We start from the raw sequence: 15,732 nt of genomic DNA, 5'->3' as shown, positions 1-15,732 counted from the left end.
CAAATTCCCGCTGCCGCCGCATTCTCCCACAGCAGCCGCCAATGTTTCTTACACCTTTAAATGTCTGCGGATCGTAAAGAAACTTCCGACAAAACCGATTCCCACGCCCAGCGCCATCGCCACGGCTACCATGCTCGGGAAAATGGTCTGAATCGGGATAAATTCAATCAGGTTCGACAAGATATCAAACCGTTCCATCATATATACAACCGCCTGGCGGTACAGAAAATACGTGATCGCCAGCGGAATCAGCGCGCCAACCAGACCGATCATCACACCCTGTACAACGAACGGCGCACGGATCATGAAATTCGTCGCACCGATCAGGCGCATGATCCGGTTTTCCTCCCGTCTAAATGCAGCTGCCGTCGTGATCGTATTGCTGATAAGGAAGATAGCAACTGCCAGCAGAATAGCGATGATCACCGCCGACAAAAGTCCCAGCATCTTGTTGAAGCTCGAAAGCCCGGACGCCGTATCGCTCGAATAATTGATCTTCCGGATCCCCTGCACCGTGCCAAGCCATGCAACCATGTCATCCTGCATGTCAATGTCTTTCAAATAGATCTCATAGGACGCCGAACCGGCTAACGGGTTGTCATCCGCAAATCCCTCTGCCAGATCCTCGACTCCCTTAAAATATTCTTTCTTAAAGCTCTCCCATGCCTCCTCGGCAGAAACATACTTTGCTTCCTTGACCTCATCGCGGGCGCGTATCTCATCCCCGATTTTCTGTATATCATCCTCACTTATATCTTCATTGAAGAAAATCGTGATTCCTACTGTAGATTCTGCATTCCGCACCATATACTGTACATTGGCAATCAAGCCAAAAAACATACAGAACAGGAAAATACATGCCGAAATAATCGCCACCGACGCCAGTGAAAACCAGATATTCCGGATGATATTACGCATGCCCTCCTTGGTGCAGTAAATCAATGTACTAATTTTCATGCCAGATACCGCCTTTTTGATCTCCCGTCAGCACGCCGCGCGTCAGCGTGATCACACGTTTTCCCATCTCTGCTACGATCTCCCGGCTGTGTGTTACCACAAGCACCGTCGTCCCGCGCCGGTTTATCTCCTCCAGAAGCTCCATGATCTCCATGGAATTATGTACATCCAGGTTTCCCGTCGGCTCGTCCGCCAGAAGTATCTCCGGCGAGTTGATCAGCGCACGGGCAATCGCAACACGCTGCTGCTCACCGCCCGAGAGCTGGTTCGGGTATGCTTTATATTTTGAAGAAAGCCCTACCAGCCGGAGCATTTCCGGCACATTTTTCTTGATCTCACGGGACGACACGCCGATGACCCGCTGTGCAAACGCGACATTTTCATATACTGTTTTATCCTTCATCAGACGGAAATCCTGAAACACCATTCCCAGCCGTCTGCGGTACTTCGGAATGTAGCGTCTCGGCATCTTTTCCAGATCCATATCGTTGACGATAATCTGGCCGGAAGTCGGCTCCAGCTCCTTCAAAAGAAGCTTTAAAAGCGTCGATTTGCCGGAACCGCTTCGTCCCATGATGAAAACAAACTCGCCGTCCTGAATCTGAATATTGATTCCCTTTAAGGCTTTATTCCCCGTCTTGTACGTCTTGGTGAGATTTTTAACCTCTATCATGCGTAAATCCTCTTTTTCAATTCTCCAAATGAAATTGCTGCGGCAAAGGCAATCTTCCTCCCCGCCACAGCAATTTGGCTTAATAATCCAGGTTTTCCATGTATTTCATATATTTTACAACCATCAGGGCAATCTTAAATGTGATCGCATCCTCAAATACCCGCAGATCCAATCCCGTGCTCTTCTGGAGCTTATCCAGACGGTATACCAGTGTGTTGCGGTGGATGTAAAGCTGTCGGGAAGTCTCTGATACGTTCAGGCTGTTCTCGAAGAACTTGTTGATTGTCGTAAGAGTCTCCTCATCAAACTCATCCGGCGATTTGCCATCAAAAATTTCCTTGATAAACATCCGGCACAACGGCAGCGGCAGCTGATAGATCAGACGTCCGATTCCCAGCTTGCTGTATGCGACCACATTTTTGCTGCTGTAGAAAATCTTTCCTACATCCAGCGCCATCTTCGCCTCTTTATAAGAACGCGATACGTCCTTGATCTCGTTGACAATCGTACCGAATGCCACGCTGACACGCGTCAGGGACTCGGTATTGAGCATATCTACGATCGATGTGGCTGTCTTTTCCAGATCGTCGTAAGTCTCGCCCGGCTTCACTTCCTTGACCAGAATAATGTTCTTCTCATCCACTGCTGTGATGAAATCCTTCGTCTTGGTCGAGAACAGGCTGCGGACGGTCTCAAGCGCATTCACATCCTTCTCATGCTGCGTCTCGATGATAAATACGATCCGCTTGACGTTCGTCTCGATGTGCAGCTTCTTCGCACGGTTATAAATGTCAACCAGAAGCAGGTTGTCAAGCAGCAGGTTCTTGATAAAATTGTCCTTGTCAAAGCGCTCCTTGTAAGCTACCAGGAGGTTCTGAACCTGAAATGCCGCCATCTTGCCGACCATGTATACGTCGTCGCTTCCGCCCTTGGCAAGAAGTATATATTCTAACTGGTGATCGTCAAACACCTTGAAAAACTGATATCCCTGTATCACCTGACTGTCCGCCGGAGAGTCTACGAAAGCCAGAATTGCACTCTCATATTCTTCAGCGCCAGTAAATGTGGATGCCAGCACCTTGCCTTCCGTATCACAGATACAGAGATCGACACGCGTAATTCCCTTTAACCCCTCGATGTTTGTCTGGAGTATCTGGTTCGAAATCATATTCCTCTCTCCTTTTCTTTTATCCTCCGTCCAGCTGTGTTTCCGGGTCTTCCAACCTGTCATCCCCCAAACCCGTTTGTTACCCCTCCGGCAATCTGTGCCTGTGGACCATAACCGTTTTCTCTCTGAATCTTGGACGGATCTTTCTCTCTATTTTAAAGCAAAGTGACGAAAAAAAAAAGAGGGCGGACGAAAAAAAGTGAATTTTTTCGTCATTTTGCCCTCACACGCCGGGATTTTCACAAACTGGAGCTTGTTTTTCCGGCGAAATTTTCCAAATATGCGATTCATTCTTATTTTGCTGCGATCGCTTCCATCTCCATCAGTACACCCTTCGGAAGCTTAGATACCTCGACGCAGGAACGTGCCGGGCATGCGCCCTCGAAATATTTCGCATAGATTTCATTTACCTTTCCGAAATCATCCATGTTCTGGATAAATACGGTGGTCTTTACAACCTGCTCCATGGAAGCGCCTGCTGCTGCCAGAAGATTCTTTACATTGGTTAAAACCTGCTCTGCCTGAGCCTCGATTCCCTCCGGGATCTCGCCGTTTGCCGGATTGACCGGAATCTGACCGGATGCAAATACCATTCCATTTACCTCGATTGCCTGGGAATACGGACCGATCGCTGCCGGTGCATTGGTTGTGCTGATCACTTTCTTCATGTCAAATCTCTCCTTTGTCTTTTATTTTAAACGGATAGAATCTTCGTTTACTTCTACTCTTCCTTCTTTTAAAAGGTGTCCAACCGCACGCTTGAACGCGTTTTTGCTTAAATTAAATTCGCGGCGGATAATCTCCGGCTCCACGCGGTCATTGAACGGAAGAACGCCGTTTTTTTCTTTCAGACGTGCCAGCACCGCCTCAGCATCCGCATTCATCTGACGGTACGCCACCTCGCGCAGGCTCAAATCCAGTTTTCCATCCTCGCGCACCTTCGTCACACGTACCTTTAAAACCTCGCCCAGGCGGCATTTTCCATACAGCTCACGGTTCGGAATCAGACCGAAATAGTGGTCTGCCACTGCCACGAACACGCCCAGATTTTCATTGATCTCATAGACTCGCCCCTCGGTCCACTCGTCCTTCCTGTACGGTGCATCGCTGCAAAGATACGAATATACCTTCATCGTCGCCGCCAGACGACCACTCTTATCGATATACAGCGCTACCAGGCACTCTTCCCCGGCGCGAACCGGATATACCTGCTCTTTAAACGGGAGCAGCAGATCTTTTTCCAGCCCCATATCGAGAAAGGCGCCGATCTTCGATACATCCTTGACCTTCAAAACCGCCGTCCCGCCCAGTTCCAGCTTCGGCATCGAGGTCGTCGCAATCAGGCGATCCTCGGAATCTTTATAAATAAATACCTTGAGCTTATCGCCCACTTTTGTGCCCTCCGGCACCTGTTTCTTCGGAAGCAGGACCGCCGCCGCGTCATCTTTCTTCTGTCCCAGATACACGCCGAAGTTTTTCTCCCGCACTACCATCAGTTCCTGTACTCTTCCCAGTTCAATCATGTCATTCGTCCTCTCTTTTCTGCCGATCTCTTTTTTATTTAACGGTTGCATTTTTCATTCACTGGCAGACAATCCACGCCGAATCTTTCTTCGGCTACAATGATTCAGTTTCTTCACTGCTACATACAAACTCTTTACAAACCAGTCCTTGCCAGCCACAAATTCGCATACACCTGACCTTCCGCATCCTGCAGCGATACCACGTATCCTTCCGGCACCTGCGCCAGCTTCGGGTACATCACATCCCCAAGCACTGCCGCCTTCCGGTACTCCACCCGCAGTTCTCCGAGTGCAAAGTCCACAGGCAGCAATTCACGCGCAATCGCCACATACTGTGCATTGTTCACGTGCCGGTTCGTATCGAGATGATGGCGTTCCACCGTGACCGGCGCCTCCGTCTCATACGTCTCAGGCAGGCGGATTTTCTTCGGCGCTGGCGGCATTGCAAGCGGTTTATCTTCAATCTGGTAGCCCTCCAACTGGCTTTCCGGCACCCGCACCGGGCATCCTTTTTCCAGATCGTAGTAAAACCAGGTCGAATCTGCCCGCACCAGCGGGTTTCCCATCTCATCCTCGATCGTGAAATTCCGGTAGCCATAGATTCCCTTAAACCCATACGGCCAGGTCGAAATACGGATCCGCTCGCCAAAATGCGGCTGTCTGAGAATCTCTATCTGCCATCCGCTCAGCCACCACGCCCGTTTTTCCTCATTCAGATAGGAAATCCCGAGTTTCAGATCCTCCGACTGGAACGTCGAACAATCCTGAAGATAATTCATGATTCCCACCACAGAAAGATTTCCCTCTTCATCCGTCTCACTGTACCGGACCCGGCTGTCAAATGTATACATATCGCTCTCTTTTCCTTTCCGGCTTCCGGCTCTCCGCACCATCTCCGCACATCCGCCATCTGCCGTTTCGTCCTATACTGCCTTAACATTCTGTCATGAAACTCATTATATCCGATTCGAACCACGTTGTCTACTTACAGACCCAGAATATTGCAGAATTTGCCGGACGCATGGCGCGGTTTCTGCCACAGCAGCCGCCCAAACAAAAAAAATTATCAAAAAAGCGAAAAAAGTAGTTGACGAATCTGTTTCCTTACAGTATAATACAAATCGTTCAATTCATTGGGCTATCGCCAAATGGTAAGGCAACGGACTCTGACTCCGTCATTTTCAAGGTTCGAATCCTTGTAGCCCAGCTAAAAAGCATTTGTTTGCCAAAGACGGCATGACAAGTGCTTTTTTTGTATTATGGAAACTCCCTCTGAAATGTTCCATAATACAACATTTTTCAACTCAATAAACCTCCATATGTTTGCGAAAAAAAAAGAAAAGAACCCCCGCTCCGGTCATCCCTCACAGCCGGCGGCAGGGGTTCTTTTCTATTTCCAAATACTCTTAATAACTGTATAGATCAGCCAAATCAGAAGAATCGGCCCCGCCAGATGAATCAGGATGGTGAAAATACCTCCGACCAGTGCAAACAGCACAAATAGGATCGCGATAACCACCACGCTGAGAATCACCTTCCAGTACCATTTGTTCAAATCGATGTAATGGAAGTTCGGCGGCAGACCGCTGTCGTCCCGCTCCGAAAAACCGCCGTTGTAGGAGGACGCTGTGCGCCCGCTCCCGGCAGCGTCTCCCGAAGTGTACGAACCGCCCTGGCCGGTCTCCCCGGCGCCCTCGCTGCTGTCGATAATGGTTTTCGCAATCAGGCGTGGGCTGCCGATCTCCTCGATCACTTCTTCCTCCCTGCGCCCTTTCGCCGCCTCCTGGCTGATATACTGATCGTAATAGCTTATGTTGCTCTGAATGACTGAAACCGAAACCTCGCCGTCCAGCGCCTCCCGAAGCTCCTGTAAAAACTCTGTCTTTCTCATCTTGTCTCCTTATTCCTCAAACCGTCCCGTTTCTCCCGTTTCACCCAGCCGAAAGAAACAAGCTTCCAGTTCCCGTCCCTTTCAACTGCCTCAGCGTATGCGCTCTTTCAAAAGTCCGCTCCGGTACGCTTTCAAGAGCTCTTTCAGATCCTCGATGCGGCCCGCCAGCTCCTTGCCCTCATCGGTATCCGCCACTGTGATGCGCTTCTGCATTTTCTCCACAATATATACCTTCGGCGTCCGCTCGCGCTCCGGGTCAAATGGCTTGTGTTCCGCAAGCGCGAGATGGTGCGAATTGAAAATCAACGTATATCCGGCGATTCCCGTCCGCTCCTGGTAGGCTTTCGACAGCCCGCCGTCAATGATGAAGAGCTTGCCGCCAGCCCGGATCGGTGTCTCTCCACTCTTAATCTTCACCGGCATATGCCCGTTGATGATATGCGAGCCCTTCGTCGGAAGTCCAAATTCCTTCAAAATCATATCGCAGGTCTCTTCTTCCTCACTGAGCTGGTAATACGGGTTCATCGTCTCTCTCATCACTTCCGGATCCTCGATGAAATAATGCTCAAAGCTGCGGTTTTTGTCCTTTCCAAATACCGGTGATTTCGCACCATTCCACAGATACCACATAAAATCGCGGCACGCCTCCTTCTCCGGCGCGTCCTCTGGAAGAAAATAGGCATTTTTAACCTGTGTGTCAATAAAATCCATCAATTCCTTGCCGCGGTACATCTTGCCGCCCACCATCAGACCGTCAAATTCCCGATTCTCCGTCATCGGGATACAGCCGTGATAGAGCAGGTTGGAATTGCAGCATTTATACATGCTTCCGTTGGAATATAGGAAACGGACATGCTCATGCAGCCGCGCATTGTGGCGGAACGACAGCTCCAGCGTGTGAAGCAGCTCTTCCTCTTCGTCCGTCAGCCGCAGCGGATCCGCCGGATCCACCGTCGGGAAATTCATGTCGCGCATCGGATACTCTTTTCCATCGATCGTGACCGTGCCGCGGTCATAACGAATCGCTGACAGAAGTATCCGCTCTTCCATCCCGTACTCCGGATGGCGCTTGATGATCTGCCCCTCTTCCTTATATTGTAACACCGCGATCGCCTTGTGCATCTTCGCCGCCAGCTTCGGATCCACTGCGTCGTAAATATTTTTGTCAAGAATCTGCGGCAGAAAACAGGTACACGGATCGTCCCGGTACACGCGCTCCGCAAACATCGACAGCGGGCGCAGGTTAATTCCGTAGCCGTCCTCCAATACATCAAATCCATTGTAACCGAGCGCCATACGCAAAACATTGCAGATACACGCCCGGTTGCCCGTCGCCGCGCCCATCCACGAAATATCATGATTGCCCCACTGGATATCCACATCATGGAAATGCATCAGTTCCTCCAGAATGATATCCGGTCTCGGACCACGGTCAAATATATCGCCCAGGATATGAAGATTATCGATCGTCAGACTCCGGATCAGGCTGCAGATCACGACAATAAAGCTGTCCGCCACCCGGACGTCAATCAGGGTATTGATAAGTTCGCTGTAATACTCCGTCTTATTGTCATCGGTATTATCGACATATAAAAGCTCATCGATCACACCCGAAAATTCCCTCGGCATCTTTTTTCTTACCTTGGAACGGGTGTATTTCGACGAAACCTCCCGGCAGATCTGCACCAGACGGTAGACCGCCGTCTTCTGCCAGTCCTCCGTGTATTCGTTCGCCTGTTTGATCTGATTGATCATTTTTTCCGGATAATAGATAAGGTTCGCCAGCCGTACCTCGTCCTCCTCCGAAATAATATGTCCAAATGTCTCGCGGATCTTCTCCCGGATAATACCCGACGAACTGCGGAGCAGATAAATAAACGCCTCATGCTCACCGTGCAGGTCACTGAAAAAATATTCCGTGCCCTTCGGAAGTCCACAGATTGCCTGTAAATTAATAATATCACTCGCCGCCGCCCGGATATTCGGATACTCCCGCGAAAGCAGCTTCAAATATGCTAAATCCCTCATGTTATCAGCTCCCAAACTGCGCTGTCTGCCCGGATATTGTCGTGACTCGTTATCGTCGCGCTCGCTTTGGGTAAACAGCACATTATCTACATTGCATTTGCCTTTTTGATAGATTTATAGTAGCATAGATTCAGATCAGGGTCAAAATATATTTTCGGCACTTTCAGTTCCTAAAGTGCCTACCCGTGAACAGAAACATTTTTTTCCATACATAAATACAGGAGGAACATTCATGACGCAAACACACACTCTCTACGTGTTTGGCACCGGCAACGCCACGATGACACGTTATTATAATACCTGCTTCGCCATCCGCTCCGGCGAGGAATATTTCATGACAGACGCCGGCGGCGGCAATGGCATCCTGCGGATTCTGGAAGAAATGCAGGTTCCATTAAACCGCATCCATCATCTCTTCGTGACACACGAACACACCGACCACATTCTCGGCGTGATCTGGATGATCCGGATGATTGGCACTGCCATCAAAAAGGGAAATTATGAGGGAATTTTTCATATTTACTGCCACGACGGCCTGATCGACACGATTCAGACCTTCTGCCGCCTGACACTCCAGAAGAAATTCTGCGACCTGATCGGCGATCCGATCCAGCTCATCCCGATTTCTGACCGAGAAACCCGGCAGATTCTCGATATGGAGATCACCTTCTTTGACATTCATTCGACCAAGGCGCGCCAGTTCGGCTTCCGCGCTGTGCTGCCGGACGGCAAGATCGTCTGCTGCCCGGGCGACGAACCGCTGAACCCGCTCTGCGAAGAATTTGCCAAAGGCGCCGACTGGCTTTTCCACGAAGCCTTCTGCCTCTACCGCGACCGGGAAATCTTCTCCCCTTATGAAAAACACCACAGCACCGTCAAAGATGCCTGCGAACTCGCCGAACGCCTCGGTGCGCGGCATTTGATTCTGTGGCACACTGAAGATAAGACTTATCCGGAACGCGCTGCTTTGTACCGCGCTGAAGGGGAAGCCTATTATCATGGGGATTTGCTGGTACCGGAGGATGGGAGTGTGATAGAGCTGTGATTGTATCTTGCAGCTCTACCTCTTCCTCAAATGATAATACGTCATCGTCGCCGACGCCAGCAGCGTCTCCTTATCATCATAAATCTTGCATTCGCACACCGAAAATGCATAACCATTCTGTATTTCCTGCGCCCGGGCGATGATTTTGGATGTGTTTTTTCCAGCTTTCAGATAATGGATCGTGCCATCCACGGTCGGGACTGCGTAGTCGCGCCCAGTCATCGCTGCGGTGCCGCCCACGGTATCCGCCAATGAATACAGGACGCCGCCGTGCACGATACCTAAGATATTCATATGCCACGGTTTCAATACAATCTCTCCAACTGCATAGCCCGGGCGTGCCTCGGTAATCTCCATCTCGATTTTCTTCCGGAAATCATTGGCTGCATCCGTCTCCTGTCCGCGCTTCTCCCAGACTTCTGAGAATGAGCCGGACGGCTTTTTCTTTTCTTCCTTCTTTTCCATTTCATGTACCTCCTTGTATATATGATTTACTCTCTTTTTTATTTCTCTGCAGGTCATCTATTATTTTCTTCTATTATTTTCTTCTATTTTTTCTATCACTTTTCTCTCTGATATAATCTGTTTGTATAATCTGTTTGCCTGAATCAGCCCATCCTTTTTCCTCGTCTCAAACGCTTTTTCTCATATTTTTCCAAAGATGACTCATACTTCCTCCCATCCTCTCATACAATCTTATCAGATTGCAAAAATGTTATTGTTCACGCATACGTGCCCACTAACGGAATTTGCCGTGGCTTCGCATTTAAATACTATCGCACAGGAGGGATCTGTCTTGAAACGAAGTTCTGTTATCATTGCACTGGAAATCTGCGCCATTGCGGCGCTCTTTGTCAGCTGGTCCTTCCAGCGTCCGAACAGCCGTCAGGTCACGGTCGGGAATGCGTCGGAACATTTTATCCGCTGGGTGGATTTCGATGTGACCGCCGACGCCATGACACAGGCGTTCCGCTATGATGTTGATACCTGCCAGCAGGATCTCCACCTGAACTGGGTCGATCTGCTCGCCTACCTGGGGGCGCGCTACGGGGGCGATTTTTCGCATTATCAGGCGTCCGATATGACGGAAGCTGCCGAACAGCTCCAAAATGGCGTTACAGTGGAAGAATTGACGAAAAATATGACCTCTTTTGCCTATTATCGTGAGGCTTACGGCGCGGTTCTGGATGGAATGGTCGGACTGTATGAAATTGAGATTCCGAAATCGGAAGCACCGGCTTTTGCACTGGCGGACGCGCAGATACAGGAAGGGGATCCGGCTGCCAATACTTCCTACGCAACGACACCACCAACAACAACAGCAACCACAACAGCAACCACAACTGGTACAGACACAATCGACTCAGCCAGTCAAGCTTCACCAGAAACTTCAGCCTCATCCAACACACAAACTTCTCTCGAAACCCCAGCCCCCACTCTCTCCGATCCCGACGCTGTCCCCCTGACTCCCTCCGGTGAGGAAAAAGTCTGGGTTACCAAATATGGTCTGAAAGCGTTTCTCCCACTAGCGAAAAACTTTCCCTACAGCCACTATGACGATTTCGGTGTCTCCCGCAGCTACGGTTACCGGAGACGGCATCTCGGGCATGATATGATGGGGCAGACGGGAACGCCTGTGATTGCTGTGGAATCCGGGCGCGTCGAGGCGCTCGGCTGGAACCAGTACGGCGGCTGGCGCATCGGCATCCGCAGCTTTGACGGGAAACGATACTACTATTATGCACATTTACGCAAAGACTACCCCTACCAGTCAAACCTAAAAGAGGGCAGCCTTGTCACCGCCGGGGACGTGATCGGTTATCTCGGGCACACCGGCTACAGCAGCACTGAAAACACCAACAACATCGCTGAACCGCACCTGCATTTCGGATTGCAGCTCATTTTTGACGAATCCCAGAAAGAAGGAAACAACGAAATCTGGATTGACTGCTATGAACTGATCCGTTTTCTGGCGATAAACCGCTCCGAGACCGTCAAGAAAGAAGGCACCAAAGAATGGACGCGTGTTTATGAAATGAAAGATCCTAGTATCGATCAATTTTCCACCCCATGACAAAGTTTTCTTACCAAGTCAATCCTGTCGCTTAATATAACCCGCCACTGACAGTTTCTCACCAATATATACATATAATTATCACGTTAAAAAGCCATGCAGAGATTCTTCAATAAAAACATTCTGCAATCCATAAAAATACAGCCGGAAAAGGTGCACCCAAAACCGCACTTTCTCCGGCTGTTTTCAATAAAACTTATTATTTGATCACGCGCACGCGCATCATACCCTGAATAGCTTTCAGCTTCTCAATCGTCGCCGCGTCTGCCTTGGTCTCCAGATCAACCAGCGTATAAGCGTATTTATCACGGCTCTTGTTCGTCATGTTTGCGATGTTCATGTCAGTCGATGCCAGGATCGAGGAAATCTGTCCGATCATGTTCGGCACGTTCTTATGAAGAAGTGCAAGACGACCTACGGTTGTGCACACGCCCATATCGCAATTCGGGAAGTTGACGGAATTCTTGATATTACCATTGTCCAGGTAATCCATCAGCTCTTTGACTGCCATCACGGCACAATTATCCTCGGATTCTTCTGTGGATGCGCCCAGATGTGGGGTTGCAATGACGTTCGGCATCTGCATTACTTTTGCATTCGGGAAATCGGTGATATAGCGTTTTACACGACCGGAAGCCAGCGCCTCTGCCATATCGTCGTCATTTACCAGAAGGTCACGCGCAAAGTTTAAGATAACCACGCCGTCCTTCATCTGTCCCAGGCTGTCTTTGTTGATCATCTGGCGGGTGCTGTCAAGCAGCGGTACATGAACGGTGATGTAATCGCATTCCTGATAGATCGTATCAACAGATGTGATGTGCTTTACGTCTCTGGAAAGCATCCACGCTGCCTTGACAGAAATAAACGGGTCATAGCCGTATACTTCCATGCCAAGCGCTGCAGCTGCGTTTGCAACCTCTGCGCCGATGGCGCCCAGTCCGATAACACCAAGCTTTTTGCCGCGGATCTCATGACCGGCAAATTTCTTTTTCGCCTTCTCCATATCTTTGGAGATATTTTCATTGTCCTTCTGCTCCTTGCACCAGTCGATGCCGCCGACTACGTCTCTGGCTCCCAGCAGCATGCCAGCCAGCACCAGCTCTTTGACACCGTTTGCATTGGCGCCCGGTGTATTGAATACGACAACACCAGCCTCCGCACACTTGTCAAGCGGAATGTTGTTGACGCCCGCTCCGGCACGTGCAACAGCACGCAGTCCCTTCGGAAGTTCCAGATCATGCATGGCAGCACTGCGGACCAGAATGCCCTCTGCCTCCGCCAGATTGTCAGTCATCTCATAATTTTCGGTCAGTAAACCGGTTCCCAGCTTGGAAATCGGGTTCAGGCAATGGATTTTTCTCATTTTTTAACTCTCTTTTCTTTCAAAATTTCAAATCTTCCCATACGCGGGCTGTTTTTGTTTTAAAAAGTCCACTGCTGCAGCAGAAAGGAACGGATTCCCCCTCCCTTTCGCCGCAGCAATGGCATAAATTTTAAAATTGATTAATTTGTATGTTTTTTCTCAAATTCGCGCATGAAAGCAACTAATTTCTCAACGCCCTCGATCGGCATTGCATTGTAGATGCTGGCACGCATACCGCCGACGGTACGGTGACCTTTTAAGTTCACAAAACCTGCCTCTTTGGCTTCCTTGACAAACAGGGCATCCAGATCTGCATCGCCGGTGACGAACGGTACGTTCATCAGGGAACGGTCTTTTTTCTCAACGGTACCCTTGAAGAGCTTGCTCTCATCGAGGAAATCGTAAAGGATCTTCGCCTTCTTCTCGTTGCGCTCCTTCATGGCACTTAAACCGCCCATTTTCTTGAGCCATTTAAATACCTTGCCGCACATATAGATGGTGTATGTAGGTGGTGTGTTGTACAGAGAGTCATTGTCTGCGTATGTTTTGTAGCGCAGCATGGTTGGTGTTCCCGGAAGAACATCCTCGGTGATCAGATCTTCGCGGATGATGACGATCGCCATACCAGCCGGACCTACGTTCTTCTGGACACCACCCCAGAGAATACCAAACTTACTCACATCGATCGGCTCTGACAGGAAACAGGAGGAGATGTCTGCTACCAGTGTCTTGCCCTTGGTGTTCGGAAGCTCGTGGTATACGGTTCCGTAAATAGTGTTATTTAAGCAGATATACACGTAATCTGCGTTCTCATCCACCGGAAGGTCCGAACAATCCGGGATGTAGGAAAAGGTCTTGTCAGCGCTGGATGCAATCGCATTGGCAGTACCAAACATCTTTGCCTCCTGATATGCTTTCTTTGCCCACTGTCCGGTGATGATGTAATCCCCCACCTTATTTTTGAACAGGTTCATCGGAACCATGGCGAACTGCATATTGCCGCCGCCCTGTACGAATAATACTTTGTAATTGTCCGGAATCTGCATCAGTTCGCGCAGATCCTTCTCTGCATCATCAATGATGGCCTGGAAATCCTTGGAGCGGTGGCTCATCTCCATGACGGACATACCGCTGCCCTGGTAATCCAGCATCTCTGCCGCTGCCTCTCTCAGTACCTCCTCCGGAAGCACTGCCGGACCTGCCGAAAAGTTATAGACTCTGCTCATAATAAATCTCCTCCTGTCTTACACAAAAATGTGATAATAGCCCCCATTTTACAACTATTCGATGCGTAAGTCAATCTCATCAAACGCTTCCTCGATCGGTTTTCCAGCCGGAACCATCGGGAATACCTTGTCATCGCTGCCAATCTGGCACTCGATCATAACCGGGATATTTAAGCTGATCGCCTCGCGCAGCACCGGCTCCACATCCTCTTTCTTCGTGATACGGTATGCCTTCGCGCCCATGCCCTCTGCCACCTTGACGAAATCCATCTGATCGTAAAGCTCCGTCTGGGAATAGCGTTTTCCATAGAACAGGGTCTGCCACTGGCGCACCATACCCAGAACATGGTTGTTAAATACAACCTCGATAACCGGAATGTTGTAGCGGGTTGCCGTCGCAATCTCGTTCATGTTCATACGGAAACAGCCGTCTCCGGCAATATTGATAACCGTCTTATCCTTGCAGCCCATCTTCGCACCAATCGCTGCACCCAGACCGTAACCCATCGTGCCCAGACCGCCGGAGGTCAGAAGCTGTCTCGGACGTTTGTATTTATAATACTGTGCCGCCCACATCTGATGCTGTCCGACATCGGTACAGATGAGCGCATCGCCGCCGGTTACCTTGTAGATCTCTTCCATGATATACGGACCGGTCAGAACTTCCTTGTTGTAGCGGAGCGGGTACATATCTTTCAGGCGCTCAATGTGGCTCAGCCACTCGTCATGGTTCATCGGATCCAGACGTGCGTTTAACTTACGCAGAATAATCTTGACATCACCAATAATGCTCGCATCGGTCTGGATATTTTTGTTGATCTCCGCCGGATCGATATCTATGTGTAAAATCTTTGCATTGGTTGCAAAATGGTTCGGATCGCCCACAACACGGTCACTGAAACGCGCGCCTACAACGATCAGCAGATCGCACTCTGCCACACCGAGGTTGGATGTCTTGGTTCCGTGCATACCGATCATACCGGTATAAAGGACATCGGTTCCGTCAAATGCACCTTTACCCATCAGGCTGTCCCCCACCGGCGCCTGAATTTTATGTGCAAATGCGCTTAATTCATTGGCAGCATCTGACGCCACTGCACCGCCGCCGACGAAAATAAACGGTTTTCTCGCCGCCTTGATCATCTCGATCGCCTTTTCCATGTCTTCCTCACGGATCAGCTCTGTCTCGCGCTCGATCGGCTGCGGTTCCTTCGGCTCGTACTCGCAGGCCGCTGCCGTCACATCCTTGGTGATATCCACCAGAACCGGACCCGGACGGCCACTTTTAGCAATCACGAACGCACGACGGATCACATCTGCCAGCTTCGTGACATCCTTTACGATAAAATTATATTTCGTGATCGGCATGGTAACACCCAGAATGTCGATCTCCTGGAAGCTGTCTTTTCCAAGAAGCCCTGTCGTTACATTACAGGTGATAGCTACCATCGGAATGGAATCCAGGTTAGCCGTTGCAATACCCGTAACCAGGTTTGTAGCTCCCGGACCAGATGTCGCCATACACACACCGACCTTGCCGGTTGCTCTCGCGTAGCCGTCTGCCGCGTGGGACGCTCCCTGTTCATGAGAGGTCAAAATATGGGTGATTTCATCCTTGTGTTTATAAAGTGCATCATAAATGTTGAGGATCGCGCCACCCGGATAACCGAACACCGTGTCTACCCCCTGCTCTTTCAAGCATTCAATGACAATCTCTGCTCCTGTCAATGTCTTCATCTGTCTAACCTGCTTTCCTTCCTTAAAAACCATTTTAAATGCATATA

The 15,732-nt window shown here is 49.8% G+C and carries 14 protein-coding genes and 1 tRNA gene; 3 read left to right on the top strand and 12 right to left on the bottom strand.

Annotated features, from left to right (window positions below):
- Positions 1-48 precede the first annotated feature (48 nt).
- The 6 genes from ftsX to DWY89_RS12690 form a co-directional block, all read right to left on the bottom strand.
- Positions 49-957 (bottom strand): permease-like cell division protein FtsX, encoded by a 909-nt coding sequence (gene ftsX / locus DWY89_RS12715; RefSeq protein WP_118524730.1) that lies wholly within the window; start codon positions 955-957, stop codon positions 49-51.
- Positions 947-1,630: a cell division ATP-binding protein FtsE gene (gene ftsE, locus DWY89_RS12710; RefSeq protein ID WP_118524729.1), complete on the bottom strand. Its 684-nt coding sequence runs from the start codon at positions 1,628-1,630 to the stop codon at positions 947-949. Before ftsE ends, ftsX begins: the two co-directional genes overlap by 11 nt.
- 79 nt (positions 1,631-1,709) lie before the next feature.
- Positions 1,710-2,798: a helix-turn-helix domain-containing protein gene (locus tag DWY89_RS12705; RefSeq protein WP_107001479.1), complete on the bottom strand. Its 1,089-nt coding sequence runs from the start codon at positions 2,796-2,798 to the stop codon at positions 1,710-1,712.
- 293 nt (positions 2,799-3,091) lie between these two features.
- Entirely contained in the window at positions 3,092-3,466 is a 375-nt protein-coding gene (locus DWY89_RS12700) for a RidA family protein (RefSeq protein ID WP_117796020.1), read from the bottom strand.
- A gap of 21 nt (positions 3,467-3,487) precedes the next feature.
- A complete protein-coding gene (locus DWY89_RS12695) occupies positions 3,488-4,321 on the bottom strand; it encodes a S1-like domain-containing RNA-binding protein (protein WP_118524739.1) in 834 nt (277 codons plus the stop codon).
- Positions 4,322-4,455: 134 nt separating this feature from the next.
- Positions 4,456-5,172, bottom strand: coding sequence for an acyl-ACP thioesterase domain-containing protein (locus DWY89_RS12690; RefSeq protein ID WP_118524738.1), 717 nt, complete (start codon positions 5,170-5,172; stop codon positions 4,456-4,458).
- Between the two features lie 283 nt (positions 5,173-5,455).
- Here DWY89_RS12690 and DWY89_RS12685 point away from each other — a divergent pair.
- Positions 5,456-5,528 (top strand) — tRNA-Gln (locus DWY89_RS12685).
- A 183-nt stretch (positions 5,529-5,711) separates the two neighbouring features.
- Here DWY89_RS12685 and DWY89_RS12680 read toward each other — a convergent pair.
- Both DWY89_RS12680 and DWY89_RS12675 read right to left on the bottom strand, forming a co-directional pair.
- A complete protein-coding gene (locus tag DWY89_RS12680) occupies positions 5,712-6,212 on the bottom strand; it encodes a DUF1700 domain-containing protein (RefSeq protein WP_118524728.1) in 501 nt (166 codons plus the stop codon).
- 90 nt (positions 6,213-6,302) lie between these two features.
- A complete protein-coding gene (locus DWY89_RS12675; protein WP_118472935.1) occupies positions 6,303-8,240 on the bottom strand; it encodes a fructose-1,6-bisphosphatase in 1,938 nt (645 codons plus the stop codon).
- 232 nt (positions 8,241-8,472) lie between these two features.
- Between DWY89_RS12675 and DWY89_RS12670 the strand changes: the two genes are divergently transcribed.
- A complete protein-coding gene (locus DWY89_RS12670; RefSeq protein ID WP_118524727.1) occupies positions 8,473-9,285 on the top strand; it encodes an MBL fold metallo-hydrolase in 813 nt (270 codons plus the stop codon).
- Between the two features lie 15 nt (positions 9,286-9,300).
- Here DWY89_RS12670 and DWY89_RS12665 read toward each other — a convergent pair whose 3' ends face one another.
- Entirely contained in the window at positions 9,301-9,750 is a 450-nt protein-coding gene (locus DWY89_RS12665; RefSeq protein WP_181357243.1) for a PaaI family thioesterase, read from the bottom strand.
- A gap of 331 nt (positions 9,751-10,081) precedes the next feature.
- Here DWY89_RS12665 and DWY89_RS14685 point away from each other — a divergent pair, with 331 nt between their 5' ends.
- A complete protein-coding gene (locus DWY89_RS14685; RefSeq protein ID WP_333491453.1) occupies positions 10,082-11,359 on the top strand; it encodes a M23 family metallopeptidase in 1,278 nt (425 codons plus the stop codon).
- Positions 11,360-11,558: 199 nt separating this feature from the next.
- Here the strand turns inward: DWY89_RS14685 and DWY89_RS12650 are convergent, their stop codons facing one another.
- The 3 genes from DWY89_RS12650 to ilvB form a co-directional block, all read right to left on the bottom strand.
- Positions 11,559-12,722 carry a phosphoglycerate dehydrogenase gene (locus DWY89_RS12650; protein ID WP_022359875.1) on the bottom strand — a complete coding sequence of 388 codons (1,164 nt, stop codon included), beginning with the start codon at positions 12,720-12,722 and terminating at the stop codon, positions 11,559-11,561.
- Between the two features lie 140 nt (positions 12,723-12,862).
- Complete coding sequence (gene serC / locus DWY89_RS12645; RefSeq protein ID WP_022359874.1) at positions 12,863-13,948, bottom strand: 3-phosphoserine/phosphohydroxythreonine transaminase; 1,086 nt, start codon at positions 13,946-13,948, stop codon at positions 12,863-12,865.
- Positions 13,949-14,002: 54 nt separating this feature from the next.
- On the bottom strand, positions 14,003-15,685 hold the full coding sequence (ilvB, locus tag DWY89_RS12640) for a biosynthetic-type acetolactate synthase large subunit (RefSeq protein ID WP_118524737.1): 1,683 nt from the start codon (positions 15,683-15,685) through the stop codon (positions 14,003-14,005).
- Positions 15,686-15,732 lie beyond the last annotated feature (47 nt).

Source organism: Clostridium sp. AF27-5AA (assembly GCF_003478415.1).
Lineage (GTDB): Bacteria > Bacillota > Clostridia > Lachnospirales > Lachnospiraceae > Otoolea > Otoolea fessa.
The sequence above is the reverse complement of the archived record's forward strand: the minus strand, read 5'-3'. Positions and strand labels throughout refer to the sequence as shown.

Excerpts from the sequence above, each read along its gene's own strand:
- ftsX (WP_118524730.1), bottom strand. The coding sequence starts at position 957 with ATGAAAATTAGTACATTGATTTACTGCACCAAGGAGGGCATGCGTAAT.
- DWY89_RS12700 (WP_117796020.1), bottom strand. The coding sequence starts at position 3,466 with ATGAAGAAAGTGATCAGCACAACCAATGCACCGGCAGCGATCGGTCCG.
- DWY89_RS12670 (WP_118524727.1), top strand. The coding sequence starts at position 8,473 with ATGACGCAAACACACACTCTCTACGTGTTTGGCACCGGCAACGCCACG.
- DWY89_RS12665 (WP_181357243.1), bottom strand. The coding sequence starts at position 9,750 with ATGGAAAAGAAGGAAGAAAAGAAAAAGCCGTCCGGCTCATTCTCAGAA.
- ilvB (WP_118524737.1), bottom strand. The coding sequence starts at position 15,685 with ATGAAGACATTGACAGGAGCAGAGATTGTCATTGAATGCTTGAAAGAG.
- DWY89_RS12705 (WP_107001479.1), bottom strand. The coding sequence starts at position 2,798 with ATGATTTCGAACCAGATACTCCAGACAAACATCGAGGGGTTAAAGGGA.
- DWY89_RS12675 (WP_118472935.1), bottom strand. The coding sequence starts at position 8,240 with ATGAGGGATTTAGCATATTTGAAGCTGCTTTCGCGGGAGTATCCGAAT.
- DWY89_RS12650 (WP_022359875.1), bottom strand. The coding sequence starts at position 12,722 with ATGAGAAAAATCCATTGCCTGAACCCGATTTCCAAGCTGGGAACCGGT.
- DWY89_RS12680 (WP_118524728.1), bottom strand. The coding sequence starts at position 6,212 with ATGAGAAAGACAGAGTTTTTACAGGAGCTTCGGGAGGCGCTGGACGGC.
- ftsE (WP_118524729.1), bottom strand. The coding sequence starts at position 1,630 with ATGATAGAGGTTAAAAATCTCACCAAGACGTACAAGACGGGGAATAAA.
- DWY89_RS12695 (WP_118524739.1), bottom strand. The coding sequence starts at position 4,321 with ATGATTGAACTGGGAAGAGTACAGGAACTGATGGTAGTGCGGGAGAAA.
- DWY89_RS12690 (WP_118524738.1), bottom strand. The coding sequence starts at position 5,172 with ATGTATACATTTGACAGCCGGGTCCGGTACAGTGAGACGGATGAAGAG.
- serC (WP_022359874.1), bottom strand. The coding sequence starts at position 13,948 with ATGAGCAGAGTCTATAACTTTTCGGCAGGTCCGGCAGTGCTTCCGGAG.